The 25,250-nt window shown below is 40.1% G+C and carries 28 protein-coding genes; 2 read left to right on the top strand and 26 right to left on the bottom strand.

The features are described 5' to 3' along the window. Positions 1-55: 55 nt before the first annotated feature. Complete coding sequence (locus tag ACTWP7_RS03730; protein ID WP_443122066.1) at positions 56-340, top strand: DUF2624 domain-containing protein; 285 nt, start codon at positions 56-58, stop codon at positions 338-340. Between the two features lie 154 nt (positions 341-494). Here ACTWP7_RS03730 and ACTWP7_RS03725 read toward each other — a convergent pair whose 3' ends face one another. After that, entirely contained in the window at positions 495-1,385 is an 891-nt protein-coding gene (locus ACTWP7_RS03725) for a deoxyribonuclease IV (protein WP_443122065.1), read from the bottom strand. A gap of 22 nt (positions 1,386-1,407) precedes the next feature. Continuing rightward, on the bottom strand, positions 1,408-2,727 hold the full coding sequence (locus ACTWP7_RS03720) for a DEAD/DEAH box helicase (protein ID WP_443122064.1): 1,320 nt from the start codon (positions 2,725-2,727) through the stop codon (positions 1,408-1,410). A 184-nt stretch (positions 2,728-2,911) separates the two neighbouring features. Between ACTWP7_RS03720 and ACTWP7_RS03715 the strand changes: the two genes are divergently transcribed. After that, a complete protein-coding gene (locus ACTWP7_RS03715; RefSeq protein ID WP_443122063.1) occupies positions 2,912-3,874 on the top strand; it encodes a 4-hydroxy-3-methylbut-2-enyl diphosphate reductase in 963 nt (320 codons plus the stop codon). 172 nt (positions 3,875-4,046) lie between these two features. On the opposite strand, the gene ACTWP7_RS03710 is transcribed toward ACTWP7_RS03715, so the two are convergent. From ACTWP7_RS03710 to rpsU, 24 genes are all read right to left on the bottom strand, one after another. Continuing rightward, positions 4,047-5,162, bottom strand: coding sequence for a Nif3-like dinuclear metal center hexameric protein (locus tag ACTWP7_RS03710; RefSeq protein ID WP_443122062.1), 1,116 nt, complete (start codon positions 5,160-5,162; stop codon positions 4,047-4,049). Further along, complete coding sequence (locus ACTWP7_RS03705) at positions 5,162-5,866, bottom strand: tRNA (adenine(22)-N(1))-methyltransferase (RefSeq protein WP_443122061.1); 705 nt, start codon at positions 5,864-5,866, stop codon at positions 5,162-5,164. Before ACTWP7_RS03705 ends, ACTWP7_RS03710 begins: the two co-directional genes overlap by 1 nt. Before the next feature lie 70 nt (positions 5,867-5,936). Further along, entirely contained in the window at positions 5,937-6,308 is a 372-nt protein-coding gene (gene cccA, locus ACTWP7_RS03700; protein WP_443122060.1) for a cytochrome c550, read from the bottom strand. Between the two features lie 108 nt (positions 6,309-6,416). Next, positions 6,417-6,959 (bottom strand): hypothetical protein, encoded by a 543-nt coding sequence (locus ACTWP7_RS03695; RefSeq protein WP_443122059.1) that lies wholly within the window; start codon positions 6,957-6,959, stop codon positions 6,417-6,419. A 91-nt stretch (positions 6,960-7,050) separates the two neighbouring features. Continuing rightward, a complete protein-coding gene (gene rpoD, locus ACTWP7_RS03690; RefSeq protein WP_224892806.1) occupies positions 7,051-8,199 on the bottom strand; it encodes an RNA polymerase sigma factor RpoD in 1,149 nt (382 codons plus the stop codon). A 38-nt stretch (positions 8,200-8,237) separates the two neighbouring features. After that, positions 8,238-10,052 carry a DNA primase gene (dnaG, locus tag ACTWP7_RS03685; RefSeq protein ID WP_443122141.1) on the bottom strand — a complete coding sequence of 605 codons (1,815 nt, stop codon included), beginning with the start codon at positions 10,050-10,052 and terminating at the stop codon, positions 8,238-8,240. Positions 10,053-10,087: 35 nt separating this feature from the next. Next, positions 10,088-10,558 (bottom strand): YaiI/YqxD family protein, encoded by a 471-nt coding sequence (locus ACTWP7_RS03680; RefSeq protein ID WP_443122058.1) that lies wholly within the window; start codon positions 10,556-10,558, stop codon positions 10,088-10,090. A gap of 247 nt (positions 10,559-10,805) precedes the next feature. Next, positions 10,806-11,618, bottom strand: a complete 813-nt coding sequence (locus ACTWP7_RS03675) for a pyruvate, water dikinase regulatory protein (RefSeq protein ID WP_443122057.1) — start codon at positions 11,616-11,618, stop codon at positions 10,806-10,808. Between the two features lie 22 nt (positions 11,619-11,640). Beyond that, complete coding sequence (locus ACTWP7_RS03670; protein WP_014643786.1) at positions 11,641-12,270, bottom strand: helix-turn-helix transcriptional regulator; 630 nt, start codon at positions 12,268-12,270, stop codon at positions 11,641-11,643. A gap of 83 nt (positions 12,271-12,353) precedes the next feature. After that, a complete protein-coding gene (gene glyS, locus ACTWP7_RS03665; RefSeq protein WP_443122056.1) occupies positions 12,354-14,438 on the bottom strand; it encodes a glycine--tRNA ligase subunit beta in 2,085 nt (694 codons plus the stop codon). Then, positions 14,431-15,318, bottom strand: a complete 888-nt coding sequence (gene glyQ / locus ACTWP7_RS03660; protein WP_443122055.1) for a glycine--tRNA ligase subunit alpha — start codon at positions 15,316-15,318, stop codon at positions 14,431-14,433. The genes glyS and glyQ overlap by 8 nt, the downstream gene beginning before the upstream one ends. Positions 15,319-15,616: 298 nt before the next feature. Then, positions 15,617-16,360 (bottom strand): DNA repair protein RecO, encoded by a 744-nt coding sequence (recO, locus tag ACTWP7_RS03655; RefSeq protein WP_443122054.1) that lies wholly within the window; start codon positions 16,358-16,360, stop codon positions 15,617-15,619. 21 nt (positions 16,361-16,381) lie between these two features. Then, on the bottom strand, positions 16,382-16,561 hold the full coding sequence (locus tag ACTWP7_RS03650) for a YqzL family protein (protein ID WP_223254201.1): 180 nt from the start codon (positions 16,559-16,561) through the stop codon (positions 16,382-16,384). Positions 16,562-16,631: 70 nt separating this feature from the next. After that, on the bottom strand, positions 16,632-17,537 hold the full coding sequence (era, locus tag ACTWP7_RS03645) for a GTPase Era (RefSeq protein WP_443122053.1): 906 nt from the start codon (positions 17,535-17,537) through the stop codon (positions 16,632-16,634). A gap of 77 nt (positions 17,538-17,614) precedes the next feature. Further along, the gene (locus ACTWP7_RS03640) at positions 17,615-17,995 is read right to left on the bottom strand and encodes a diacylglycerol kinase family protein (RefSeq protein ID WP_443122052.1); all 381 of its coding nucleotides are present in this window, start codon (positions 17,993-17,995) and stop codon (positions 17,615-17,617) included. Continuing rightward, the gene (ybeY, locus tag ACTWP7_RS03635; RefSeq protein WP_443122140.1) at positions 17,970-18,437 is read right to left on the bottom strand and encodes an rRNA maturation RNase YbeY; all 468 of its coding nucleotides are present in this window, start codon (positions 18,435-18,437) and stop codon (positions 17,970-17,972) included. The genes ACTWP7_RS03640 and ybeY overlap by 26 nt, the downstream gene beginning before the upstream one ends. A 334-nt stretch (positions 18,438-18,771) precedes the next feature. Continuing rightward, complete coding sequence (locus tag ACTWP7_RS03630; protein WP_443122051.1) at positions 18,772-19,734, bottom strand: PhoH family protein; 963 nt, start codon at positions 19,732-19,734, stop codon at positions 18,772-18,774. Positions 19,735-19,736: 2 nt separating this feature from the next. After that, complete coding sequence (gene yqfD / locus ACTWP7_RS03625) at positions 19,737-20,924, bottom strand: sporulation protein YqfD (protein WP_443122050.1); 1,188 nt, start codon at positions 20,922-20,924, stop codon at positions 19,737-19,739. A 10-nt stretch (positions 20,925-20,934) separates the two neighbouring features. Next, a complete protein-coding gene (gene yqfC, locus ACTWP7_RS03620; protein ID WP_014643798.1) occupies positions 20,935-21,219 on the bottom strand; it encodes a sporulation protein YqfC in 285 nt (94 codons plus the stop codon). A gap of 69 nt (positions 21,220-21,288) precedes the next feature. Further along, complete coding sequence (locus ACTWP7_RS03615) at positions 21,289-21,792, bottom strand: hypothetical protein (protein ID WP_443122049.1); 504 nt, start codon at positions 21,790-21,792, stop codon at positions 21,289-21,291. 30 nt (positions 21,793-21,822) lie between these two features. Then, positions 21,823-22,818 carry a flotillin-like protein FloA gene (gene floA, locus ACTWP7_RS03610; protein ID WP_422167230.1) on the bottom strand — a complete coding sequence of 332 codons (996 nt, stop codon included), beginning with the start codon at positions 22,816-22,818 and terminating at the stop codon, positions 21,823-21,825. Continuing rightward, entirely contained in the window at positions 22,815-24,173 is a 1,359-nt protein-coding gene (locus tag ACTWP7_RS03605; RefSeq protein ID WP_443122048.1) for an NfeD family protein, read from the bottom strand. Before ACTWP7_RS03605 ends, floA begins: the two co-directional genes overlap by 4 nt. Before the next feature lie 118 nt (positions 24,174-24,291). Continuing rightward, a complete protein-coding gene (locus tag ACTWP7_RS03600) occupies positions 24,292-24,738 on the bottom strand; it encodes a GatB/YqeY domain-containing protein (protein ID WP_443122047.1) in 447 nt (148 codons plus the stop codon). A 23-nt stretch (positions 24,739-24,761) separates the two neighbouring features. Continuing rightward, positions 24,762-24,935: a 30S ribosomal protein S21 gene (gene rpsU / locus ACTWP7_RS03595; RefSeq protein ID WP_014643803.1), complete on the bottom strand. Its 174-nt coding sequence runs from the start codon at positions 24,933-24,935 to the stop codon at positions 24,762-24,764. Positions 24,936-25,250: the final 315 nt, after the last annotated feature.

Here is a 25,250-nt window from a genome sequence, read left to right as displayed (position 1 = left end):
TCCCTTTTAATTCATATGGTGTAGTAAACCATTGCTGCGAAAGGGAGTATAAATAATGAAACAAGTAGCTCAACAATTTGTTATGCAAAAGTTAAAACAGCTGACGGTTCATGACTTAATGGCTTACAGTAAACAATACAAAATCCCTATATCAAAGTCTGAAGCTGAATTAATCGTTAAAGCTCTTAGAAAAAATAAGGAAAACCCTTTTGAGCCCAATGGACGCAAACGAATGTTAACTAAACTTGCTGCCATTACTTCCAAAGACACAGCTCGCTCTGTGAATCGCCTATTAATGGAACTGGCTAAAGAGCATGGTGTGGCTCATTGGTTAAAGTAATGACAAGGTAACACCTGCTCATTGAATTAACTCCTGTGACTCTAATTGCCCCCATGATTATTTCTTGGTTTAAGAGTAGTCATTTGAAGGCCGCTGCAAAATACTTGGCCGCAAAAATGATACCTAAAATAAAAAAGGTGCACACGCACCTTTTTTATTGCTTCATTATTTTATCTTTTAATTCTTCATCAAAATTTCCTTCTTTAAACATTTCAATTTCAAATCCATAGGGAGGTTTTTTATTTTTCTTATCTTCCCCTACATAAGGTGTTTCAAGGATCTTAGGCAAATCCTTTAAGGAAGGATGATGGACTACCTGGTGTAAGGCTTTAAAACCAATATGTCCAAAACCAATGTTCTCGTGGCGGTCTTTTTGAGCACCCTTTACATTTTTACTGTCATTCACATGTACGACTTTTAACCGGTCCAGACCTACAACTTTATCGAACTCATTCAGTACTCCATCGAAATCTTCAACGACGTTATAACCAGCATCATGAATGTGACAAGTATCCATACATACGGATAATTTCTCATTCAATGTGACACCATCTATAATCTTGGCTATCTCTTCAAAATTCCGACCGATTTCAGATCCTTTGCCAGCCATTGTCTCGAGCGCTATTTGGGCATCCTGATTTTTATGAAGCACCTCATTCAAACCCTCAATAATCTTAGGAATCCCTTTCTCCAGCCCCTGTCCTACGTGAGAGCCGGGATGCAGTACAATTTGCTTTGCTCCTATAGCCTCTGTACGTTCGATTTCATTTCGAAGGAAGTCTACACCTAATTGGAAAGTTTCAGGCTTAGTTGTATTGCCGATATTAATGATATACGGAGCATGAACAACAATATCTGAGATATTATGTGATTTCATATGCTCCTGTCCAGCTTCAATATTTAATTCTTCTATAGGACGTCTCCTTGTGTTTTGAGGCGCTCCCGTATAAATCATAAATGTACCAGAACCATAAGATGCAGCCTCTTCACTTGCTCCAAGAAGCATCTTTTTCCCTTTCATTGAAACATGCGACCCCAGTTTCAAATTAAAACTCCTTTCCTAATGCCTATTTTTTGCGATATTGATTTCTTTTAAGGCCTTTCAAATTTTTATCAGCCTTTTTCTTCATTTTCTTCTTGTAGCCTGGTTTCACTTTTTTCGGTTTACGAACCATTTGTCTTGCTTTCTTTTCAAGATCTGTTTCTTTTCTCTCTCTTGTCTGGCGTTCATTATAGGAATTAACTTCTTTCCATTCTCCATTCTTCACTTCATAGAAATTAAAAGTGAGGCCTCTGCTTTCAAGCTTTTGGATTAAGGGAAGATCTCCTTCCTTGTATAGATTAATGGCAGTTCCCTGCAGGCCGGCACGAGCCGTTCTTCCTACTCGATGGATATAAAATTCTTCTTCTTTAGGCATCTGAGCATTGATGACATGACTGACTCCCTGAATATCGATTCCACGAGAAGCTAAGTCAGTCGCTACGATATACTGGTATCGTAAATTTTGAAGTTCCTTGAGCATCCTTTTCCGCTCTCTTGGTGATAAGCCTCCATGAAGAATACCCACTTCCAGGCCGCGGCTGAGCAAAGCATCCGCTAATTCATCGGCATGGCCTTTGCCATTTGTAAAGATAATAGCAAGATAAGGCTGAATAGCTTCGGATATATCCATAATGATATCGGCCGGATTCTTGTGACGTAAAGGAACTAATCGGTGCTCCATAGACTCAGGTGATGGTTTTTCATCTTCGATCTGAATAAGGGAGGGGTTAGTTAGATATTTTTTGAGGAACGGCTGCAAGCGCTCAGGGATTGTAGCCGAGAAGACTAACATTTGAACAGCAGGATCCATACGAGTCAAAATCTGATCCACATCTTCAATAAAACCCAAATCAAGCATCAAATCAGCCTCATCCAGCACAAACCCTTTGGCTTGATGCAAGTCTACAGCTTCTTCTTTCACCATATCCAAAATTCTTCCCGGCGTTCCCACAATAATATGAGGAGGGAGAGAAGATAGTTTATCCACCATCTTTTGCTTGTCCGTACCTCCAATTAGCAGCTTAGAGCGCCAAATCTTTTCTTTTCCACCGAATTGAATAGCTTTCTTTACTTCTTCATGGATTTGAATAGCCAGTTCCCTTGTGGGAGCTGTAATAACAAATTGAACATTGGAAGAATTCTCATCAATTTTGTTGAGTAATGATAATAGATAAGCGTGCGTTTTTCCAGAGCCAGTATGTGATTGTCCAATCAGGCTCTCACCTCGTAAAGCAGCAGGCATGACTTCGCGCTGTATGGGTGTAGGTTCATGAAAACCAAGTTCCCCAATAATCTGGCTGATTACAGGGGTAATAGCAAATTCTTCAAATTTATGTGTACTCATTATGTTTTGTACTCCTTTAGTGTAAAATGTTCTCATCCCATTATAATAGAGCCAGGGAAGAAATGCACGATAACAGGACAACCTGCGACAAGATTCTTTGTCTTCTTTCCACTTAGCCTTTATAATAAAGGATGGTAAAGTAAAAGTATTCAATTGGATTGTATAAAGAGGAGGACTTTAAATAATGGAAGTCATTAAAATCGCCCCTCGCGGTTATTGTTACGGTGTGGTGGATGCCATGGTCATTGCACAGAATGCAGCAAAAGACCCGAATCTGCCCCGCCCTATATATATCTTAGGAATGATTGTACACAACTCCCATGTTACCCAAGCTTTTGAAGACGAAGGTATTATTACTGTTGATGGTAATAACCGCATGGATCTTCTCGATGGAATTAACGAGGGTACAGTTATTTTTACAGCTCATGGAGTATCACCTGAAGTTAAAGATCGTGCTAAAGAAAAAGGCCTTACTGCTCTTGATGCAACTTGTCCCGACGTGACAAACACGCACAATTTAATCCGGGACAAGGTAGCTGAAGGCTACGAAATTATTTATGTCGGTAAAAAAGGACACCCTGAACCTGAAGGGGCCATGGGTGTTGCTCCAGGTAAAGTCCATCTTGTCCAAACGGAAGAAGATGTAGACAATCTTAACATCGATCACGATAAATTAATGGTTACTAACCAGACAACCATGAGTCAATGGGATGTTTATGATGTGATGGAAAAAGCGAAAGAAAAGTATCCTCAACTGGAAAAACATCAGGAAATTTGTATGGCTACACAGGTGCGTCAGGAAGCTGTTTCTGAACAAGCCAAGGAAGCTGATCTTACGTTAGTAGTTGGAGATCCTAAAAGTAATAATTCAAACCGCTTAGCACAAGTATCCATGGAAAAAGCAGGGACCCAGGCATATCGGATTAGTGATGTGACCGAAATCGACCTGGATTGGCTGGAAGGCGTTCAGAAAGTAGCCGTTACAGCAGGTGCTTCCACCCCCACACCAATAACTAAAGAAGTTATAAAATTCATTGAACAATATGACTTAAATGACGTGGACACTTGGATTCGCGAATCCAAAGTGGAACAGAAAAAGATTCTGCCGCGTGTGAAAACTAAAAAGAAAAGCCAAGTAAAAGAATAAACGATCTAACAAGCTGTGCGGACATACAATGTCCGCACATTTTTATATCTTTAGCTTAAGCATTTCTTCCTAACAAAGGCTCAAAACTGATTCTTGATCAATCAGGAGCTTGATTTTAAGATTATCATCGGGGCGTTTTCTTAAACTATTCATTGAACGCACCCTGACCTCTCTACACAAAAGTAAAAGGTTCAGTATTGGATTCAGAAAGAATAACGGATAGACGCTGCTGCCATTTATCTTCTAAGTATTTCTTAATCTCAGCACAGACTACCTTTTCTACATGGTGGCCCGGATCGATCAATGAAAGTCCCATTTCCATAGCATCTTGAGCTGCATGAAAAGTCATATCACCTGTAATATAAACATCTGCTCCGTTCGCTTTTGCTGCATGGATATATTTTTCTCCACTGCCCCCGAGAAGAGCAGCTTTCTTAATCATTTTTGAACCTTCACCCGTCATCCGTACAGCAGGAACATTGTATTTTTCCTTTACTTTTTCACACAACTCCTTCAACTCCATCGGTTCCTTCAAGTGGCCAATACGTCCCACACCTAAATCTTCTCCTTGATTTAAAAGAGGATAAAGATCATAAGCGACTTCCTCATAAGGGTGAGCTTTTTTCATTGCAGCCAGAACACCATTTAATTTTGATTTAGGTACAATGGTTTCTATTCGTTTCTCCTCCACAATCTCAAGATCGTCGACCTGTCCGATGTAGGGATTTGAGCCTTCTTGAGGCTTAAAGGTACCTTGACCCGATAACTGATACGTACAATGGCTGTACTGTCCTATATGACCAGCCCCTGCCTCGCTGATAGAATTTCTAACTTCTTCCGCATGGTCTTCAGGTACAAAAACGGTCAGTTTAACCAGTTCATCTTGCCCAGTTGTCACTAATGGAGAGGTATCCTCAAGACCAATGGCTTCTGCCATCACATCGTTTACTCCGCCTGCTGCTACATCAAGATTAGTATGCGCAGCGTACACTGTAATGTCATGTTTGATAAGTTTTTGAATGACTCTTCCTTTAGGAGTGTCAAAATTAATTTGATGCAACTTTACAAATAACAAAGGGTGATGAGCAATAATCAAATCAACTTGCTTCCCAATAGCCTCATCTACAACATTCTCAAGTACGTCAAGAGTTACCATTACTTTCTTTACTGGTTTATTCAGTGTCCCGACCTGAAGCCCGACATTATCCCAATCAAAAGCCAGGTGCTTTGGAGACCATTTTTCAAACGTCTGGATAATTTCACTTGCTGAGATCGTTCGATTCGTCATTATTCAAGTACCTCCTTTAACCAACTAATCTCTTTTTGTAACTTGGTAATTTTATCTTCATTTACCACAGTAGCCTGCTTAACTTGAGACAGAACATACTCTTTTTTTTCAAGTTCCGATTTACACTTTGTGTAAAATGCCCTTTCAGCTTTTTTCAGAAGATGAGGACCAAACCACAATTGTTTCTCCAAATGTGAAGAATCATAAGAGGCAGCAGGCTCCCCTCTGTCACCTACTAGAATTTCATATATGTGACCGTTTTCTTCCAATATTAATTCATCAACTAAGTCATAACCATTTTGAAAAAACCAATGCCTTACGGAAGGAGAATCTATATTAGGCTGAGCTATAATTCGCTCGGTTTCGGAAAGCTTCTCCTTCCCTCTTTCTAAAATATCCCTTATTAGGGGGCCTCCCATTCCTGCGATAACGATCTGGCGGACTTCATTCTCCTTTAAAACCTGTAAGCCATCCCCCATACGAACATCTATCCGATCTTCCAAACCACGATCTTTCACTTCTTTTAACGCACTAGTGTAAGGCCCTTGATTGACTTCCCCTGCTATAGCCTGAGCGGAGGGATCATTCAAACAAACATAGCACGGAAGATAAGCATGGTCCGAGCCGATATCGGCAAAAAAAGCACCCTTAGGTAAATTTTCGGCTACGTGGGTGAGCCGTTTGGATAACTGATTAACATTCATATTCTCTCTTCCCTCTCATAATAAAGAAAAGCTTTCTGATTGTCACAGAAAGCTTTCCAAGTATAAGTAACTATTTCTTTTCTGCTAGCCATTCCGCCAGTGCTGCAGCCTTTTCACCTGTGTAAAGACCTGCTGGCATCGCAGAACCTTTACCATTCACGATAATATCCTGAATTTCTTCAGCAGAATAACGACTGCCTACTTCTGTTAAATTTGGCCCTGTCCCGCCTTCTAAGTTTCCACCGTGACAGCTGGCACATTGTGACTGAAACATTTCTTCCGGATTGGCATTCGCTGTTTCTTCCTGTTGTTGTTCTCCACCGTTTTCTTCTTCATTCTGAATCGCTTCACGCTGGTTAATCCCTGCAGCAGAAACGATGATCATAGCTACTATACCTAAGACAGCGATAATAGCAAATGGAATCACAGGGTTTCTTCTCATTAGTTGCATCCTCCTTATGTATTCCTTAAGTTAGTATGGGCAAATCCATTCGGCTATATTTATTTTACTTGAAAAGTTCCACTTATTAAAGAGATAACTTGTGAAAAGTTACAAAACAACAGCTATAAAAAGGAAAAGGATCCCTATAACACTCGATATCATTAGATAATGAATTCTCCATCGTACACCGATCCCCATCCATAGGATACAATGAATGCTCGCCATTCCATATATCCATTGAGAGTTGATTGAGAGCCTGGAAACCAAGTTTAAGAAAAGCAGTAAGCTTACAAGCAAACCTGTAATTAATGGAAAATGATAAAGTACAGGGTATATACCTATTACATTCCGTAGAGCTAGAAAAGCAGTGAGAACAAAAGTCGACAAAAGCCCTGTTTGCAATATGATGTTCATTTCAGTAAAATAAATGACAAGAAATGAAAGGGGTAACAAAATAAGGGTTAAAGTTGAAAACATCAGCGTGAGTACATTTCTTTTAGAGTTATTGAACTCTATCTCTCTGTCGCTGCTGTCTTTTTGCCCCTGCGTGTAAAGAGCTAACAGAAAATCGCAATATTCGCCTGGAAGTAGTCGATGTTCTTTCCAATAATGGATTTCATTAACAATGGTTTCTATACGATTTTCTTTCATATCACAGTATCCCCGCCAGTTAGAGAATTAAAAAACTCAGGCATCATCTAAGCACTGTGCAGCCGATGGATACCTGAGTCATAACATCTTTTTATTCCATAAAGTCTTTCAGACGTTTACTACGGCTTGGATGTCTCAACTTGCGAAGCGCTTTTGCTTCAATTTGACGGATTCTCTCTCGCGTTACCCCAAACACTTTCCCTACTTCTTCAAGCGTACGCGTCCGTCCATCGTCTAATCCGAATCTTAGACGTAATACATTTTCTTCTCGATCAGTAAGTGTATCTAGAACGTCTTCCAATTGCTCTTTCAAGAGTTCATAGGCCGCATGGTCGGAAGGGGATGTGGCTTCCTGATCTTCAATAAAATCTCCAAGATGGGAGTCATCTTCTTCCCCAATAGGCGTTTCAAGTGATACAGGTTCCTGAGCAATTTTAAGGATTTCTCGTACTTTGTCCGGTGTGAGTTCCATATCCTGAGCGATTTCCTCTGGAGTAGGCTCGCGTCCGAGGTCTTGTAAAAGCTGACGCTGTACTCTAATGAGTTTATTAATGGTCTCCACCATGTGTACAGGAATACGAATGGTACGAGCCTGGTCTGCAATTGCGCGCGTAATGGCCTGTCTAATCCACCAGGTAGCATACGTACTGAATTTATAACCTTTACGATAATCAAACTTCTCTACGGCTTTGATGAGACCCATATTCCCTTCTTGAATTAAATCAAGAAAAAGCATGCCTCGGCCTACATATCTTTTAGCGATACTTACAACTAGACGCAAGTTAGCTTCAGCCAGATCTCTCTTAGCTTCTTCGTCACCATTTTCAATTCTCTGAGCTAGACTGATTTCATCTTTAGCAGATAAGAGGTTTACACGTCCGATTTCTTTTAGATACATTCGAACGGGGTCATTGATTTTGACACCCGGAGGTACGCTTAAGTCGTTAAGGTCAAACTCTTCTTCTTTATCTAATTGTTTCATACTAGGGTCAGTTTCAGAGTCACCAATTACTTCTACACCCTGTTCATTCAAATGCTCATAAAATTCGTCCATTTGATCAGAGTCTAACTCAAAGCTTGATAACTTTTCTGCTACTTCCTCGTAAGCAAGTACTCCTCGCTTTTTCCCTATTTCCAACACCTGATCTTTTGCTTGTTCAAGTGTCATTTCATTCGTATTATTACTATTACTTTCCTTTTCTTTAGAACGTGATGGCTGTTGTTGCTTATTATCCGCCATAAGTCCCCCTCCTTCCAACATATCTATACCAACTATACCTAGGTGTTTTTTAATTCTTTTTTCTTCTCAATGATCTTCATAGCAATTTCAGCAGCTTTAATTGGTTCATTTTGCTGCTCTGCCCGCTTTAAATCATCTTCTAAGGTTTTTATATCCGTACGGTCACTATGCTCAGCTTTAATCCGAAAAATGTAATCGTGGATTTCCTGATCAGACACCTCTTCACTAACCGGTGCCATAGCCAATTCAATTACTAGATTCTTCAGAGCAGGATCATCAAGTTTTTCCACAAACTGACTCACATCTGACTGATTACCATCTTCATAGTAAGCATACAGATAGGTGACTATAACCTGATGGTCTGAAATATTAAATGCTCCTCCTAGTTCCTCTTGAACTTTCTCAGCTATGAAAGGATCTCTTAGCATATAGGCGATTAACTTTCTTTCCGCATTATGAAAAGCCGGCAGGAGTTTATTCTGAATGGAATACTGACTTGTACGGTTAGTATATCGGTTTTGTTCTTTGTTATCCTGTTTAAATGTGTTTTTACCTCTGATGTGGTGGACTTCTTCCTTAAGAGTGTCCACAGACATCTGAAACTCTGAAGCCAGTTCATTTAAATAATGCTCCCTCTCTACTGCCCGATCGAGGAGAGCGACCTCCTGTAGTACCTTTTCGATATAAGCGATTCGATCTCCTTCCAACTGGAGATTATAATCTCTCCGCAGATAGCTCATGATAAAAGCTATGAACGTGTCACTCGTATCCAAAACTTCTCTCTTAAAACGCTCTCCACCATGCTTTTGAATAAAATCATCTGGGTCTAAACCATCCGGAACTCTGGCTACGAATGTTTGACACCCAGTGTTTTTCAGCAGTCGGCCAGCCTTCAACGCAGCTTCTACACCTGGCTGATCTCCGTCATAGCATATGATAACCTGATCCACATAACGTTTGAGAAGATTAGCCTGAGAGCTAGAGATAGAAGTCCCCATCGTGCCTACTACATTGTGAACGCCCGCCTGGTCAGCAGAAATTACATCAACATATCCTTCAAATAAGATCACGGACTTCTGTTTACGAATTGCAGCTCTTGCCAGGTCAAAGTTGTAAAGCAGCCTGTTTTTCTGAAAGAGTTCCGTTTCCGGACTATTCAAATACTTAGGTTCTTGATGCCCCAGTGAACGACCGGCAAATGCCACCGTTTTACCTAAGTGGTTGCGCAGTGGAAAAATTAATCTACTTCTAAAACGATCGGCATACTCTCCCTGATCATTTACATTTAATAACCCTGCCTTCACCATCGTTTGTGGATGAAAACCTTTTTTTTCAAGGAAGGTGACCACAAATTCTTTGGAATTCGGTGAATATCCAATTTGATATTTTTTAATCGTTTCCTCACTAAATCCCCGGTCGATTAAATACTGATAAGCATCCTGACCTTCTTTCGAATTCAGAAGCATATGATGGTACAACTTTGCAAGCCATTGATGAGCTTCTAATATACTTTGAGATTCAGTGCTAATTTGTGAAGAACCCTCTTGGGAAGCTTCCTCAGGCAAATCTATTTGTGCCTGGCCAGCCAGTTGTTTAATAGCCTGTATGAAGTTGAAGCCTTCCATTTCCATAAGGAAGGTATATACATTCCCTCCCTTTCCACATCCAAAGCAATGGAAAATTTGCTTATCAGCAGAAACGGAAAAAGAAGGAGTGCTTTCTCCATGAAAAGGACACAAACCAAAATAGTTCCTACCCTGTTTTTTTAATTCTACATAGTCACCAATAATATCCACGATGTCTGTGGATTGGCGGATTTCATCTACTTTTTCCTCTGGAATATGCCCAGCCATACGCATCACCATACTAAACAATTATTCGAGATAGACTATTGAATACCTTCCTGAGCAGCTAACAAATTTTCAAATACATGCTGAAAATACTCACGATCTTCTTTTTTAAAAGCGGAAGGACCTTTCCACTTTTTATTTTTCTTCATGGACTGTTGCCTCAAGTACTTATTATTCATTATTTCATCTGCATCAGCATCTTTGATTAGTTTACCTCTAGGAGTTAGAACATAAACCCCTCTTGTTGTCAATAGTACAGCTAAAGACAGATCCTGAGTTATTACATAATCAGATGCAGCAACGTGGTTGAGAATGTAAAGATCTACTGCTTGAGACCCATGATCTAAAAAGATCCACCCTTCTTCTGCCTTCTCAGGGCTATAATGATTAACTGTAGCTATAAAAATGGGTGTAACTCCATGTTTCCTGCACACATTATAAATTTCCTGTTGAACCGGACAACTGTCTGCGTCTACCCATATTTTCAGATTTTGATTTGAATTTGACATAGTTACTGTACTTCTACAATAATACATAGAATCCTTCTAATTTGAGAATGTTTTATTTTTCTGAAAAGTGCTCACTTAACTCTTTTAGTAAAATCTAATTACCTGCTGTTTACATGTATAGGATCATTTTTACCGCAAATAAACATTATAATACATTCTACAGATATACGCTATATACTATTTTACCTATTTTCATCCTTCCCAACAAAAGTCGCGCTTAATCATAGCGCGACCTTAAGTATTGATACTATTCTTGGGAATCTTGCCTTAATTTATTCGTAATCACATTCGCCGTCTCTTCAACAGCTTTATTGGATACATCAATAACATGACAGCCGATCCGATCTACTACACGATCAAAATGTTCAATTTCCTGATGAATTCTATTCATATTAGCATAACTAGCTTGCGCTCCAAGCCCAAGGGATTTTAAGCGCTCTTTTCTGATATCATTTAATTTCTCTGCGCTGATCTTTAATCCTATACATTTATCAGGGTCCACTCGATACAATTCCGCTGGTGGATCGACCTCAGGAACAATGGGAACATTAGCTACTTTCAATCGCTTGTGAGCCAAGTATTGTGAAAGCGGAGTTTTAGAGGTTCTAGAGACTCCGATCAACACAATATCTGCTTTAGCAATCCCACGAGGGTCTCTTCCATCATCGTAACGAACGGCAAACTCAATGGCTTCTACTCTCTTGAAGTAATCTTCATCCAATTTATGCACAAGTCCGGGTTCAAGGCGAGGTTCTAAATTGAAGTGCCTTTCCATAGATTCCATCATAGGTCCCATTATATCCACACATTCAATATCATACTTTTTTGCTTCCTCAAGTAAATATGTCCGGAATTCTGGGATGACAAATGTAAATCCTACCATGGCTCCCTGTTCTTTCGCCTGAACCAGGGCCTCATTAATTGTACCTTTATCCTCCACATACGGAATTCTCTGAAGGTCAAAAGGACCATCATCGAACTGACTAAGAGCTGCTTTCACGACAAGCTCTGCGGTTTCCCCAACAGAATCTGATAATACGTAAATCAATGGTTTCCCCATTTTCTCCCTCCTGTCTGTTCCTTTATAGGTGCTGATCTAATCCTAATTCAACCAGGGCTTTTGTTATGTTGGTTTTTGTAAGCCTGCCAATTACTTCTAATCCATTCTCAGCAGGTTCAACCACTGGAAGACCATCAATTTGCTTTTCTATAAGCTTTTGAGCGGCATCCAATAACAAATCCTCTGGTTTACAAATGGTGATATTCGGCATCCGTGTCATAATAATATGAACAGGAATCGAGGACAAGTCCTGATTTCCAATACTTGCTCGTAAAAGATCTTTTCTGGAAAGCACACCTACCAAATGTCCAAGCTCATTCGTTACAAATAATGTACCAACATCCTCCAAAAACATAGTGCAGATGGCATCATAAGCCGATACGTCTTCTTCTACCACGATTGGTATAGATTGATACTCTTTGACTTTAAACTTTTTCAACTTTTCCGTTAACAATTCAGAACCCGTTTTCCCAGTAAAGAAATATCCAACACGGGGTCTCGCGTCCAAAAAACCTGCCATTGTTAGAATGGCAAGGTCAGGACGCAGAGTAGCCCTTGTAAGGCTCAAATGGTCTGCTATATTTTCGCCCGTTATTGGCCCATTGTCTTTTACTATTTGAATGATTTGTTCTTGTCGGTTAGAGAGTTCCAATCTTTCACCACCCTGCTCACTGTGACATATTATTCTATTTAATTATTATAGACCATATAAATAACCGGGTAAAAGAAGGGGACTTAGAACTGCTGCTTCCATTCAATAGCATTTAAGTCTGCAAAATCTTTAATGTCGGCAGCAATTTGGCTTAATAAACCTAATCGATTGTTCCGAATCTTCTCATCTTCTGCCATAACCATCGTTCCTTCAAAGAAGTCATGGATAGGTGAAGCCAATTCAGAAAGCTTCTCTAAAGCCTGAGCGGGACGGTCTTCCTGCATGGCTTGCAGATACTCTGGGTGGACCAGTTTAAAGGCTTCATATAAACGAACTTCTGAATCATTTTCAAAATACTTCGGCTTTGCTTCCATGGTATCTGATTTTTTCGCGAGATTAAGCACTCTTCCTAATGCTTCATGTATATATTTAAAAGTAGGATCCTGGCGTTTATCTACAAGCAGCCTAGCTTTTTCAATGGTTGCTGCGAAATTTTGCACGCCATTCGTAAGCGTTGCTTCAACGACATCAGGATCAATGCCTTTCTCTCTTAATAAATAAGCAGCTCTAAGTTTAAAGAATTCATGTAAATCCTGATGCACTTCTTCTTCTGTACGTGTTGGAAGATTTAATTCACGATAGAATTGATGCACAAGGTCTATTAATTTCTCTACAGGAATATTCCATTGCTGACTCTGTAAGGTCTGTAAAACCCCAAGTGCCTGTCTCCTTAACCCATAAGGGTCCTGAGAACCGGTTGGAATGATACCAATTGAGATACTTCCTACAATCGTGTCAAGTTTATCCGCTATACTTACAATCGAACCGATCGTTGAAGAAGGAAGCGCGCCGTTAGCCTGCCTCGGCATATAATGTTCATTAATAGCTCGCGCTACAGCTTCCTCTTCTCCAAATAAACGAGCATACTTTTCTCCCATCACTCCCTGGAGCTCCGTAAACTCATCAACCATTTGGGTAACAAGATCAAATTTGCATATCTCAGCAGCTCGTTCAGCTTGCTGCTTTTCTAAGTCATTCAAGTTAAGCCACTCACTGATTTTACCTGTTATTGCTCTAATACGCTTTACTTTATCCGCAAGGGTCCCAAGCTCAACTTGATATACCATTCTTGACAGCTTTTCCAGTTTTTGATCAATCGTACCTTTTTGATCTTCTTCATAAAAGAACTGAGCATCTTTTAAGCGCGCTTTTAAAACTTTTTCATTTCCACGGGAGACCGTATCTAAATGTTTGTCGTCACCATTTCGAACTCCTACAAAATAAGGGAGAAGAGAACCTTCTTGAGAACGAACAGGGAAATAACGCTGATGTTCTTTCATTGATGTAATTAAAGCTTCTTCTGGTATGTCCAGGAATTCTTCATTATAAGCTCCAAAAAAGACCGTTGGATATTCGACCAGATGAGTGACTTCCATTAATAAATCCTCATCAATAATAAGTTTCCAGCCTTTATCTTCTTCAAGCTTCAATAATTGCTCCCGTATGGCATTTTTTCTCTTTATAACATTACTGATGACATATTCTTCGTTTAAAACTTCTTCATAGATCTCAGCTGAACGAAGAGAGGCTTTATCACCTAGGAAACGATGGCCGTATGTAATCCGGTCAGTCGTTACGTTTTCAATAGTAAAAGGAATAATTTCCTCACCGAACAGGGCGACCATCCACCGAATAGGCCGGGCGTACCTTAGATCATAGCTTCCCCAGCGCATATTCTTGGAAAAGGTAATACTTAGAAACACAGAGCGAAAACCTTGAAGTAATTCTTTTGTTGCCTCTCCTTGAATAAACTTCGTTACGTGTACATATTCAGTGCCCTTTACTTCTTTGAAGTATATATCTTCTACATCTTTTCCTTGTCCTTTTGAAAATCCGACAGCAGCTTTCGTCCATTCTCCATCTTCATCAAGAGCAATTTTTTTTGCAGGCCCTTTCGCTTCTTCTTCTATATCGGGTTGTTTTTCAGCTACATCACTAATCTGAACAGCCAGTCTTCTCGGAGTAGCAAATCCTGTCACTTCTCCGTAAGGGATTCTCTGTTCGCGGAACCACGTTTCTGTCTTTAGTTCTAATTGTTCTAAGGCATCATCTATAAATCTAGCCGGGAGTTCTTCTACTCCAAGCTCAAATAAAACCGTTTTACTCATGGTCTTCAACCTCCTTAGGTAGCATCGGGAACCCTAGTCTTTCTCTCTCTTCGACATAGGCTTTGGAAATTTTTCTTGCCAGGTTTCGAACTCGGGAAATGTATCCGGTACGTTCCGTAACGCTAATGACTCCTTTGGCATCTAAAAGATTAAATGTATGCGAACACTTCAGTACATAGTCATAGGCTGGGAATACTAATCCTTTTTCCATAATTCTCTCCGCCTCTTTTTCGTAGGTGGAAAATAACGTGAAAAGCATATCTTCATCTGATTCTTCAAACGTATAAGTAGAATGTTCAAATTCCGGCTGCCTAAAGATATCTCCTACTGTGACTCCATTCGTCCATTCTAATTCAAATACATTTTCTTTATCTTGAATATAAGATGCCAGTCGTTCAAGCCCATAAGTAATCTCAGCAGCGACAGGGCGTGCTTCTAGTCCACCAATCTGCTGGAAATAAGTAAATTGAGTAATTTCCATTCCATCCAGCCAAACTTCCCATCCTAAACCCGCTGCTCCAAGCGTGGGATTCTCCCAGTTGTCTTCTACAAAACGAATATCGTGCTGAAGCGGATCTATACCTAGCGCACGGAGTGAATCCAGGTAAAGTTCCTGAATGTTATCAGGAGATGGTTTCATAATGACCTGGAACTGATGGTGCTGATATAAACGATTCGGATTTTGTCCATAACGTCCGTCTGCAGGTCTTCTAGAAGGCTCTACGTAAGCAACGTTCCACGGTTCTGGACCAAGGCTTCTCAGCAGAGTCATTGGAGACATCGTACCCGCACCTTTTTCCGTATCATAGGCTTGCATCAATAAACACCCCTGCTCGGACCAATGGTTTTGCAATGTAAGAATCATGTCTTGTATATTCATTTTCTTCCTCCTCTTGTTAATCGAAGTCGCAGCCTTTCAAGAAAAATAAAAATCCCGCCCCTATGTCCTAATCAGACATAGGGACGGGATTCCCGCGGTTCCACCCTACTTGCTTTTCCACATGGAAAGCCACTTTAAAGTAATTTGCTCAGGACTGCCTTCACTGAACCCAAGACGCTTGTCTTCCACCATCACAAGCTCGCTCTATTGTCTGGAACTCAGCTACTACTTTCCTTCTTCACAACGTATTATTAAGTAGTTGAATCATACTGAATAAATAAACGATTGTCAATCGAGATCATGTAAACAGATCTAATTGTTTCAAAAACTTCTTCGATTTAATTAAATACCCACCATACTGATCATAATATTCATCCATAATTAAACGCAATATCTTTTTATTCTTTTCTTTCATAGAGATCTGGCCCAGCCGTTTGACATCCATATGTACAAAGATACGTAATAATTTAGGCAAAGGATCTGGAAGGCCATAGGCGTTTGGATCTTTGTGTTTGCAACGGTAACAAAGGAGTCCACCCTCAAGAATGGAGAAGGAATAGGGTCCTTCTTGGCTGCCACAGTTTATACAATGATCCACCACGGGAGAAAAACCGGCTTTTTTAAATAATTTAAGTTCATAAATCATAGATAGAACAGCTGCATCTTTCCCCTCATTCATCCATAGCAGGGTTTGAAGAAATTGTTCGTACATAAATGGATCCGGCTGTTTTTCATCTATCAGCTTATCCACAAGTTCTGCCAGATAAGAGGCGTAAGCGGTTTTCACAATATCTTCGCGTATTGAGCGCAGGGAGGAAATCATTTCCCCCTGACTCAATGACCCCAGTCCCGATCCTATTTGAATTAAATACATCCCGTGAATAAAGGGCTGGGTTACCGAAGAGGTCCGGCTTTTAGGTTTTTTAGCACCTCGTGCCATCACCCCTATTTTCCCCTTTTCACGTGAAAAAAGCGTTATAATCTTATGGGTTTCTCCGTAATCTCTCGTTCGGATAACAATGCCTTCGACCTTTTCTAACAAAGCACTCACCCACTTCTAGTCTTACAAATTTAAATCCTCTTGAGATTCCTGTTCGATAGAGGAAGCTTGATGTTCAGGAGATTGCTGACTTTGTTCCTTCATTTCCTTCATCAATAAATAAGTTTCAATGTTTCCTGTTTGTCTAAACACATTCCATGGAAGGTTTTCGAGCAAAAGAAACACCGCCTTTCTTATATTCACTGAGCATCGGAATTACATCATTAGCATGCTTCTTAAAGGTGAAATCATAAGACTTAATTTTTTCCAACTCTTAATAATCTTCTTCGTTATACCCAAAATCACTTAGCTGAACTTGACGGTTTCTCCAGTCTTTCTGGACTTTTACCCAAAGTTCTAAAAAGACTTTGCTGCCCAATAAGGATTCAATATCGTGTCTGGCACGCTTGCCTATCTCTTTAAGCATACTCCCCTGCTTACCAATAATAATTCCCTTTTGAGATTTTCTCTCTACTATTATGGCAGCCTGAATATAAACAGCATTTTTATTTTCTCTTGGCTCAATCCCTTCAATTACTACAGCTATAGAGTGTGGGATTTCTTCATGAGTCAAGTGCAAAACCTTTTCACGAATGAATTCACTAATAACGAATCGTTCAGGATGATCCGTAATCTGGTCTTCAGGATAAAATTGCGGTCCTTCCGGCAAATGTCCTTTTAATACATCGAGCAAATGGTTTACGTTATTTCCTTCTAAAGCAGAGATAGGGATGATTTCTTCAAAGTTCAGCTTTTCCTTATACTGTTCAATAAGAGGAAGCAGCTGGTCGGGATGTACTCGATCAATTTTATTAATAACTAAATAAACTGGCTGATTTACACGCTGCAATCGATCAATTATAAATTGATCACCACGGCCGTATCCTTCTTCGGCATTGATCATAAATAATATGGCATCTACCTCATTTAATGTATTTTCTGCTACATTAACCATATAATCTCCGAGCTTATGTTTAGGTTTATGAATACCCGGAGTATCGATAAAGACAATTTGAGACTCTTTATCTGTCATAACTCCCTGGATTTTATTCCTGGTTGTCTGTGGTTTGTCACTCATAATCGCGATTTTTTCTCCAATTACACGGTTCATAAAAGTGGATTTGCCTACATTTGGCCTACCCACAATTGTGACGAAACCGGACTTGAAATTATCATTCATAGTTGTGCCTCCAATGTTTCTTCCTTCACTTCGTTATTACTGAACTTACTATCAAGTTCTATATGTTTACTCATGCATTAAAATAAGGTGATCAAATGCGGGACAAAGATAAATCCCCCTACAATTAACGAGGCTATACTAGCTATTAGTACAGCTCCAGCCGCAATATCTTTAACAAGGCCTGCCAGTGGGTGATATTGAGGCGCCAGGTAATCCATTACTCGCTCGATACTTGAATTAATCATCTCCAGCGTAATGACAATGGCAATCATAATGATAAGAAGTGCCCATTCTACAGTAGATACTCTTAAACCTGCACCCGCTGCAATACATAGAGTTCCGGCAATTAGATGAATACGAAAGTTTCTTTCCGAACTCCAAACTTCCTTTATTCCCTTCCAAGCAAAACGAAAGCCGATGGACTTCTTTTTTTTATGACCTTTCAAGTCCGAATTCATGAAGGATTTCCTCTTGTCTATTAAACATCGCTTTTTCCTCTTCTTCATTTACATGATCATATCCTAATAAATGCAAAAACCCGTGAAGGGCTAAGAAACCTAATTCTCTGTCAAGCGAATGACCGTAATCTTCAGCCTGTTCCTTCGCCTTATCTAGAGAAATCACTATATCGCCAAGCATGAGAGGGAGATCTTCGCTGAGAATTTTTGTTTCGCCTTCTCCTTCTTCCTGCATAGCAAAAGAAATTACGTCAGTAGGTTGGTCTTTCTGACGATAATTTCGATTAATTTCTTGAATCTCGTTGTTATCAACAAAACTTATGGAAACTTCAGCGTCCGGTTGTACACCCTCTTTATCACCTGCAAAACGAATGATACGTTGGATTAAATCTACATAAGCTTCATCTACTGAATTGGTTTCATCTTGAAAATCGATTTGAATCATATTATTTCCTCCTCAAGCTGCAATTTTCACTAACATGCTGTATTCTGGAATGTAATTTATACAATGATTGAATATAGCTTCTGCCGTTATTTTCATGAAAGACAGCTAACGACTGTGGGATTTATTACCCACGTCCTATCTTTCTTAAACAACGTAGACATTTTTGGTTTCTTTATTAATATTTAATGTAAGTTGTTATAGACCATGATACCTTCAAGAGCGAAGGAAAACAAATCCACCTCACAAAAAAGTTTAACGTAACCCGAGCCTTACCTATGTAAAATAATCTAACCTTTCTCCATGAAATAAAACAAGGCCCGTATAAAGGGCCTTAGGAATTGTCTTTCTCATAAGCGTCGATGATCCGCTGTACTAGAGGGTGTCTTACTACATCAGATTGATCTAAATGAATGAAGGCAGACCCTTTTACTTTACCGAGCTTTTCTTCTGCAACCTTCAAGCCTGACTTAACCCCTTTCGGTAGATCAACTTGAGTAATATCACCTGTAATAATCATTTTGGAACCAAATCCAAGACGAGTCAGAAACATCTTCATCTGTTCAGGAGTCGTATTTTGAGCTTCGTCTAAGATCGCAAAGGCATCATCCAGGGTACGCCCTCGCATATAAGCAAGAGGGGCTATTTCAATCGTACCTCGGTCAATGAGACGTGCGGTATGTTCCGTTCCAAATACATCATGAAGGGAATCGTAAAGCGGTCGGAGATAGGGGTCCACCTTTTCCTTAAGATCTCCGGGTAAAAACCCTAGGCTTTCGCCAGCTTCAACTGCTGGTCGAGTTAAAATGATTCGTTTCACATCACCTTTTTTCAAAGCATTTACTGCCATAACGACAGCCAAATAAGTTTTACCGGTCCCTGCTGGACCAATACCGAAAACTAAATCATTGTTTTTAATAGCAGAGATATAGTTTCTTTGCCCTAGTGTTTTTACACGTATCGATTTACCTTTACTGTTCCTTGTGATTTCATCTTCAAATAAAGCTTCGAATTGATTGATTTTACCTTTTTTGGCTAGTTCTACGGCATAAACAATATCTCTTTCCGTAATGGTTAATCCTTTACGAATAATAGCAAGCACAGAATGAAGAATATCCTCCACTAATTGAACCTGCTCAGCTTGTCCGGAAACTCGAACCGTTTCCCCTCTTGAAATAATGGTTACTTTTAATTGTTCTTCGATCCGCTTTAAATTTCTATCTTCTGTCCCAAACAGGGCCAGCGCTTCTGTTGTATTATCTAATTGAATGTCCATTGTTTTTAAATCTTCCGGCATACTCAATCTCCTTGACTTATATACTTGGTCACTGCTATGTTTTCATGAACTTTGAATAATAGGATTAATTTTACTTTACCATTCTCCTCACGAAGGTGCAAAACTTTTTCTTTCATGACTTCAGCCTCTTTTCCAAGGTATTGGTTCAGGCTTTCTCTTGCCGTTATAATTCCCAGTTTTTGAATTTTATCTTTGGATTGTTCGTATTTTTTTGAGTCTATTTCATAATAATGAATGGCTTTTAGGTCAATTGGTGACTTCCATCCAAACCATTCCCAATTGGTCTGTTCGTTCTCACTTCTGAATTGTGAGCCCTTTCCCTTCCACCATCCCCATATAGGAAGAGTTAAAGATCCAATTTTCAATTGGTATTCTCTTACTTCCAGTCCATCAGTTAACTGAAGCACTTGTGTCAACGGAAGATTTTGGTCGACTTTATACCAGGTTTCGGCGATGACCTCACCCTCTGCGTGGACAAGTATATCTTTATCTTCTACCAATTGACCCGTAGCCAGTATTTGGCCTTTTTTAACTACATCATTTACGGTAACAAGTGGTCTTCCTTTTTCAATAAACGTTTTTACTATCATGCCCTTTTTTTCTGCCACCAAGTCAGAGGGACGGAGGTTCTTATTTGTATCATGCCTGGTCTTTTCTACACCGTACAGCTGATAACTTGTCCCCTTCTTATTAACTCCTATCCATAAAAGATCAGGAATGTCTTCAAGCAGCTTTCTTTGTATATCATTAGGATCGTCCATACCAATAGTCAGCTTGCCCGGGGAAACGCCATAGGTTTTTAATTTTTTTTCTACGTTAGCTTCCAGTTCGGGAGTCAAGCCTTCCACTTTAATAGACCAAAGTGTATTAGCTAATAAAAAAACGACTACAACTGAAAGCATGAAAGCGGCCATTAAAGCTTTTCGCTGTGTGATTTTCCTGTAATAGAACGGAAGTCCTCTTCCTCCCAAGATCGAAAGTTTACAACGATACTTTTTCCGTAACTGCCTGAAGGTTTTCCATTCACTCAGTCTAATGGTCATTATTGCTTCATGTTCATTGACTCGTTTGATATTTGAAATTACACATCCCCTTCGGACGCACGCCTGGAGGAACGGTTCAATCATTTTTCCTTGCACTTTAATTCTCATGCTGCCTTGAAAGAAGCCATGCTGCATCTTCATAGTCATTTACTCCCCCTTAAGCTTCAGGCAGGAATTCCACCGATTTTATTTCTCCCTCTAGCAATAGTTCTTCTTTCAGCATCATCTTTACTCCAAGATCTTTTCCAATTATCTTCACTTGGCCCTGCTTATATTGAATCCTTACTTCATTATCGGAAAAATGCAGAAGCCCCGTGTGATTTTCTATGTACACATGAATCGACCCAATTGTCGTAATTCTGGGTAAATCAAGCATTACATCAGAAGGTAAATCGAAATAACGTCCGATCCATGTACGGATTTGCTTTTGCCATTTAGTCATTCGACTCCCCCCTCTTTTTATTTATACGAAAAACGCACGAATTGTATCACTACAATTCGTGCGTTTCGTTTATCTTTTTCTTGGATGAGATTGATGAGGCTTATACGCTCGGGGCTGCCCGAGTATCTCTGCTGCAAGAACTCCTTCAGCTAATCGTTTCTTATCCCATTTATTCAATTTTTTAAGTTTAGGAAGATCAGGTACATGGTCTTCCTGGGGCACATAACGCTCCATTTGCCCTTCCTGGATCTTACCAGTGGTATGAATATCCTTGTTCGGTGTTTCGTACGTGAACGTTCTCTGAGGGTCTTTAGAAACTTTATCTTTTGAATACCCTTTGATCTTTTCCTGTTGCTCTTCATAGTATTCTTGCAGACTTTTCTGACCCGCTTCCGTTCTTAAAGGACCTTGCTCCTCCGATCCCTCAGAAGGTGCGCTTGGATACCTGGTGGGTCTTTGTTTACGTTCATCTTCCTGATCATTTCCCATTCGGCTGAAAAAACTAATAATACCGCCTATAACAGCAGCTACAATGAGAAAGTTACTGAATAATAGTTCAAAAAGTTCTCCCATAATAATTCTCCTTTTCGCTAATCAAGGGGATTAACTTTCTTCACCTTCGCCCTGCTCGCCCTCAGACATCTTGCCAAGTGTATTTCTCATATCGGTGTCAGCATTAATATTTTGGTAATTCATATAATCCATGACGCCCATTTTTCCTGAACGAAGAGCTTCTGCAAGAGCCTGTGGAACTTGAGCTTCTGCTTCCACAACTTTGGCCTGCATTTCCTGAACACGGGCGCGCATTTCTTGTTCTTGAGCAATCGCCATAGCACGGCGTTCTTCGGCTTTAGCCTGCGCAATATTTTTATCAGCTTCTGCCTGGTCTGTCTGCAGGATCGCACCAATGTTCTTACCAATATCAATATCCGCAATATCTATGGATAAGATTTCAAAAGCCGTTCCAGCATCTAACCCTTTTCCTAATACATTTTGTGAGATCATATCAGGATTTTCCAACACTTTATTATGGTTTTTACTTGAACCAATGGTCGATACAATACCTTCCCCTACACGGGCTATAACTGTATCTTCACCAGCACCTCCGACTAAACGGTCGATATTAGCACGCACAGTAATACGTGCTTTAGCTTTCACTTCTATACCATCCATAGCAACACCCGCAATAAATGGGGTTTCAATTACTTTTGGATTAACGCTCATTTGCACCGCTTCCAAAACGTCACGGCCTGCCAGGTCAATCGCAGCGCAGCGCTCGAAACTCAATTCAATATTTGCACGCTGAGCAGCAATTAGAGCGTTAACCACCCGGTCAACATTACCGCCGGCCAAATAGTGACTTTCCAATTGGTTGGTATCTACATTTACACCAGCCTTATGAGCTTTAATCAATGGATTAATAACTCTGGAAGGTACAACTCTTCGTAACCGCATTCCAACTAGAGTGAAAATACTGATCTTGACTCCAGCTGCCAGAGCGCTGATCCAAAGCATCACCGGGATAAAAGTAAATAATACAGCTAATACAATGATAATGACACCAATGACAATAATTGGCATAAGTTCTTGTAGCGTCATTCTTTCTCCTCCTCTTTCTCTTTTGATGAAAGCTCACGTACTACTATACGGGAACCTTCCGTTTTCAAAACTTTAACCGATTGTCCAGTGCCCACAAATCCTCCCTCAGTTACTACATCCAGGCGTTCACCATCGAAAACCGCAGTACCTGCAGGTCTTAAAGGGGTCATGGTCTCACCAACCATTCCAATCAACTCTAAGCGGCTGGTAGAGGATAAATATCCTTTCTCTGCAGAGGTGGAATCCTGAAGGATAATATGACGGAAAAAACCTCGCTCAAGCCCCATGGTTTTAAACAGTACAATGGAGACAATAATAGTCGCAATCAAGGCTATTCCAATACTCATGGCCATGTGCCCCATATCCGCAGATGAAAGCATAAGAGAGGCTACAATGGAAACGACTCCCGCAATTCCAGCAATACCTCCTGGCAGAAAGATTTCCGCTATAACAAGGCCTATTCCAAGTATTAGCAAAATAATAGCTTCATATCCAGCAAGTCCTGCCACAATGTGTCCATAAAAGAATAAAACGAGTGAAAGCAGACCCATTATTCCCGGTATTCCAAACCCCGGGGAATACAACTCTACGATCAGCCCGAGACTTGCGACGGAGAGCAAAATAGGAATGACGACCGGATCGGTTAAAAATCTGGCTAAATTCTCTGCCATTGTAGGATTATTTTCAGTTACTTTCGCTTCAGACAATCCTAACTCATTAAGTAATTCAACACGGTCTTCTACAATCCCTTCTGCATACCCTACTTCTTCGGCTTCACTAGGTCCAAGTGTTAAAAATTCTCCTTCAGCGGCATTATATTCGGGGAGGTCTACGCTACTATCAGCCATTGCACGGGCATAAATAGGATCCCGTCCATTGGACTCAGCAGCAGCTACCATCGAGGATATCCAGGCAGACTGGGCTTTTTTATCGGCAGCTGTACCATCTGAGTTAATTACTCCTGAAGCCCCCATAGTTGCTTGCGGTTTCATATAAATATTATCCGCATTGAGAGCTATATAGGAACCAGCTGAATATGCCCGGCTGGTGACAAAAGCCGTATTCGGGATATCAAGGTCCTGAAAAACCTCACCTATATCTCCAGCAGCATCTACCCTGCCCCCAGGCGTATCGATTTCGAATATAATATGATCGACACCATTTTCAGCAGCTTCTTCCGTGGTCCTCTTTAGAAAAGCAGCCATCCCCCGTTCAACTGTATCTTGCACAGGAATAATATACACCTGCTCTCCTTCTCCCTGAGCGTGCACAGAAGAGTAAAGGTGAAAGATGGATAAAGCAGCGGCTAACACTACCATGCAAAAGATTATGGATAAACGAAAAGTCCTTTTCATTAAACGATCACCTCCTTATGCTCTTAGCTTTCCCAAGGAATACTACATATACGAAAAGAACACCCTCCAGGTTTCAAAAAATATAAAAAGACCTCTCTAAAAAGAGAGGTCTTTATATTTAAGATAATTGCTGAAGTACAAGCTTATTGACTTTCGAGCCATCGGCTTTACCTTTAACTTTAGGCATTACAGCACTCATGACTTTACCCATGTCGCTTTTCGATGTAGCTCCTACCTCTTGAATTGTTACTTGAACAACTTGTTTAAGTTCTTCATCTGAGAGCTGTTCCGGCATATATACTTGTAAAATCTCAATTTCACGCTCGAGTCCTTCTACAAGATCTTCGCGTCCAGCTTCTTTGAATTCGTGGAGGGAATCTTTTCTCTGCTTAACCTCACGGGTTAATACAGTTAATTCTTCTTCTTCAGTTAATGAATCTTTCCCCAATTTAATAGCCTCATTTTGCAAAGAAGCTCTAGCCATCCGGATCGTAGACAATTTTTCTTTGTCACGAGCTTTCATAGCGGTTTTCATATCCTGGGTCAGATTTTCAGTTATAGTCATCGTTCCGCACCCTCTATTAGTTACTACTTACGCTTTCTAGCCGCCTCAGACTTTTTCTTACGGCGTACGCTAGGCTTATCGTAATATTCACGCTTACGATATTCAGCTAATGTACCACTTTTTGATACATCCTTCTTAAAGCGACGAAGAGCATCTTCAAGAGACTCGTTTTTACGAACGCGAGTTGTGTTTGACATGCAATTTCCCTCCCTCCGAAGCAAAAACCTGATTCTTTGTATAGGAACCTCCCATACCTTTGACAATTATATTATATGGTTTAAAAACGGTCAACTTTTTTATTCAATACTTTTAGATAAATCACCTGTTTTTTACATGATGATTCAGTTTTAAATATGTAGATTTGGTTATATAGATAGGGATTTTCTGATTTTTCAAATGTAGGTCCCTCTTCCAGCAAAAATTTATTTTTATAATGGCAACCTTCTATTCAAGTAATGTCTATTTACGATCACCCGCAACAATGAATGGATCAATAAGACATTCGTACGCGA

This window comes from Halobacillus sp. B29 (genome assembly GCF_052246755.1).
Classification (GTDB): domain Bacteria; phylum Bacillota; class Bacilli; order Bacillales; family Halobacillaceae; genus Halobacillus; species Halobacillus halophilus.
Note: the sequence above shows the minus strand (reverse complement) of the source record. Positions and strands in the feature narration are given on the sequence as shown.

Excerpts from the sequence above, each read along its gene's own strand:
- ACTWP7_RS03730 (WP_443122066.1), top strand. The coding sequence starts at position 56 with ATGAAACAAGTAGCTCAACAATTTGTTATGCAAAAGTTAAAACAGCTG.
- ACTWP7_RS03720 (WP_443122064.1), bottom strand. The coding sequence starts at position 2,727 with ATGAGTACACATAAATTTGAAGAATTTGCTATTACCCCTGTAATCAGC.
- ACTWP7_RS03715 (WP_443122063.1), top strand. The coding sequence starts at position 2,912 with ATGGAAGTCATTAAAATCGCCCCTCGCGGTTATTGTTACGGTGTGGTG.
- ACTWP7_RS03710 (WP_443122062.1), bottom strand. The coding sequence starts at position 5,162 with ATGACGAATCGAACGATCTCAGCAAGTGAAATTATCCAGACGTTTGAA.
- ACTWP7_RS03705 (WP_443122061.1), bottom strand. The coding sequence starts at position 5,866 with ATGAATGTTAATCAGTTATCCAAACGGCTCACCCACGTAGCCGAAAAT.
- cccA (WP_443122060.1), bottom strand. The coding sequence starts at position 6,308 with ATGAGAAGAAACCCTGTGATTCCATTTGCTATTATCGCTGTCTTAGGT.
- ACTWP7_RS03695 (WP_443122059.1), bottom strand. The coding sequence starts at position 6,959 with ATGAAAGAAAATCGTATAGAAACCATTGTTAATGAAATCCATTATTGG.
- rpoD (WP_224892806.1), bottom strand. The coding sequence starts at position 8,199 with ATGGCGGATAATAAGCAACAACAGCCATCACGTTCTAAAGAAAAGGAA.
- dnaG (WP_443122141.1), bottom strand. The coding sequence starts at position 10,052 with ATGGCTGGGCATATTCCAGAGGAAAAAGTAGATGAAATCCGCCAATCC.
- ACTWP7_RS03680 (WP_443122058.1), bottom strand. The coding sequence starts at position 10,558 with ATGTCAAATTCAAATCAAAATCTGAAAATATGGGTAGACGCAGACAGT.
- ACTWP7_RS03675 (WP_443122057.1), bottom strand. The coding sequence starts at position 11,618 with ATGGGGAAACCATTGATTTACGTATTATCAGATTCTGTTGGGGAAACC.
- glyS (WP_443122056.1), bottom strand. The coding sequence starts at position 14,438 with ATGAGTAAAACGGTTTTATTTGAGCTTGGAGTAGAAGAACTCCCGGCT.
- glyQ (WP_443122055.1), bottom strand. The coding sequence starts at position 15,318 with ATGAATATACAAGACATGATTCTTACATTGCAAAACCATTGGTCCGAG.
- era (WP_443122053.1), bottom strand. The coding sequence starts at position 17,537 with ATGAATGATAATTTCAAGTCCGGTTTCGTCACAATTGTGGGTAGGCCA.
- ACTWP7_RS03640 (WP_443122052.1), bottom strand. The coding sequence starts at position 17,995 with ATGAATTCGGACTTGAAAGGTCATAAAAAAAAGAAGTCCATCGGCTTT.
- ACTWP7_RS03630 (WP_443122051.1), bottom strand. The coding sequence starts at position 19,734 with ATGCCGGAAGATTTAAAAACAATGGACATTCAATTAGATAATACAACA.
- yqfD (WP_443122050.1), bottom strand. The coding sequence starts at position 20,924 with ATGACTATGAAGATGCAGCATGGCTTCTTTCAAGGCAGCATGAGAATT.
- yqfC (WP_014643798.1), bottom strand. The coding sequence starts at position 21,219 with ATGACTAAATGGCAAAAGCAAATCCGTACATGGATCGGACGTTATTTC.
- ACTWP7_RS03615 (WP_443122049.1), bottom strand. The coding sequence starts at position 21,792 with ATGGGAGAACTTTTTGAACTATTATTCAGTAACTTTCTCATTGTAGCT.
- floA (WP_422167230.1), bottom strand. The coding sequence starts at position 22,818 with ATGACGCTACAAGAACTTATGCCAATTATTGTCATTGGTGTCATTATC.
- ACTWP7_RS03605 (WP_443122048.1), bottom strand. The coding sequence starts at position 24,173 with ATGAAAAGGACTTTTCGTTTATCCATAATCTTTTGCATGGTAGTGTTA.
- ACTWP7_RS03600 (WP_443122047.1), bottom strand. The coding sequence starts at position 24,738 with ATGACTATAACTGAAAATCTGACCCAGGATATGAAAACCGCTATGAAA.
- rpsU (WP_014643803.1), bottom strand. The coding sequence starts at position 24,935 with ATGTCAAACACAACTCGCGTTCGTAAAAACGAGTCTCTTGAAGATGCT.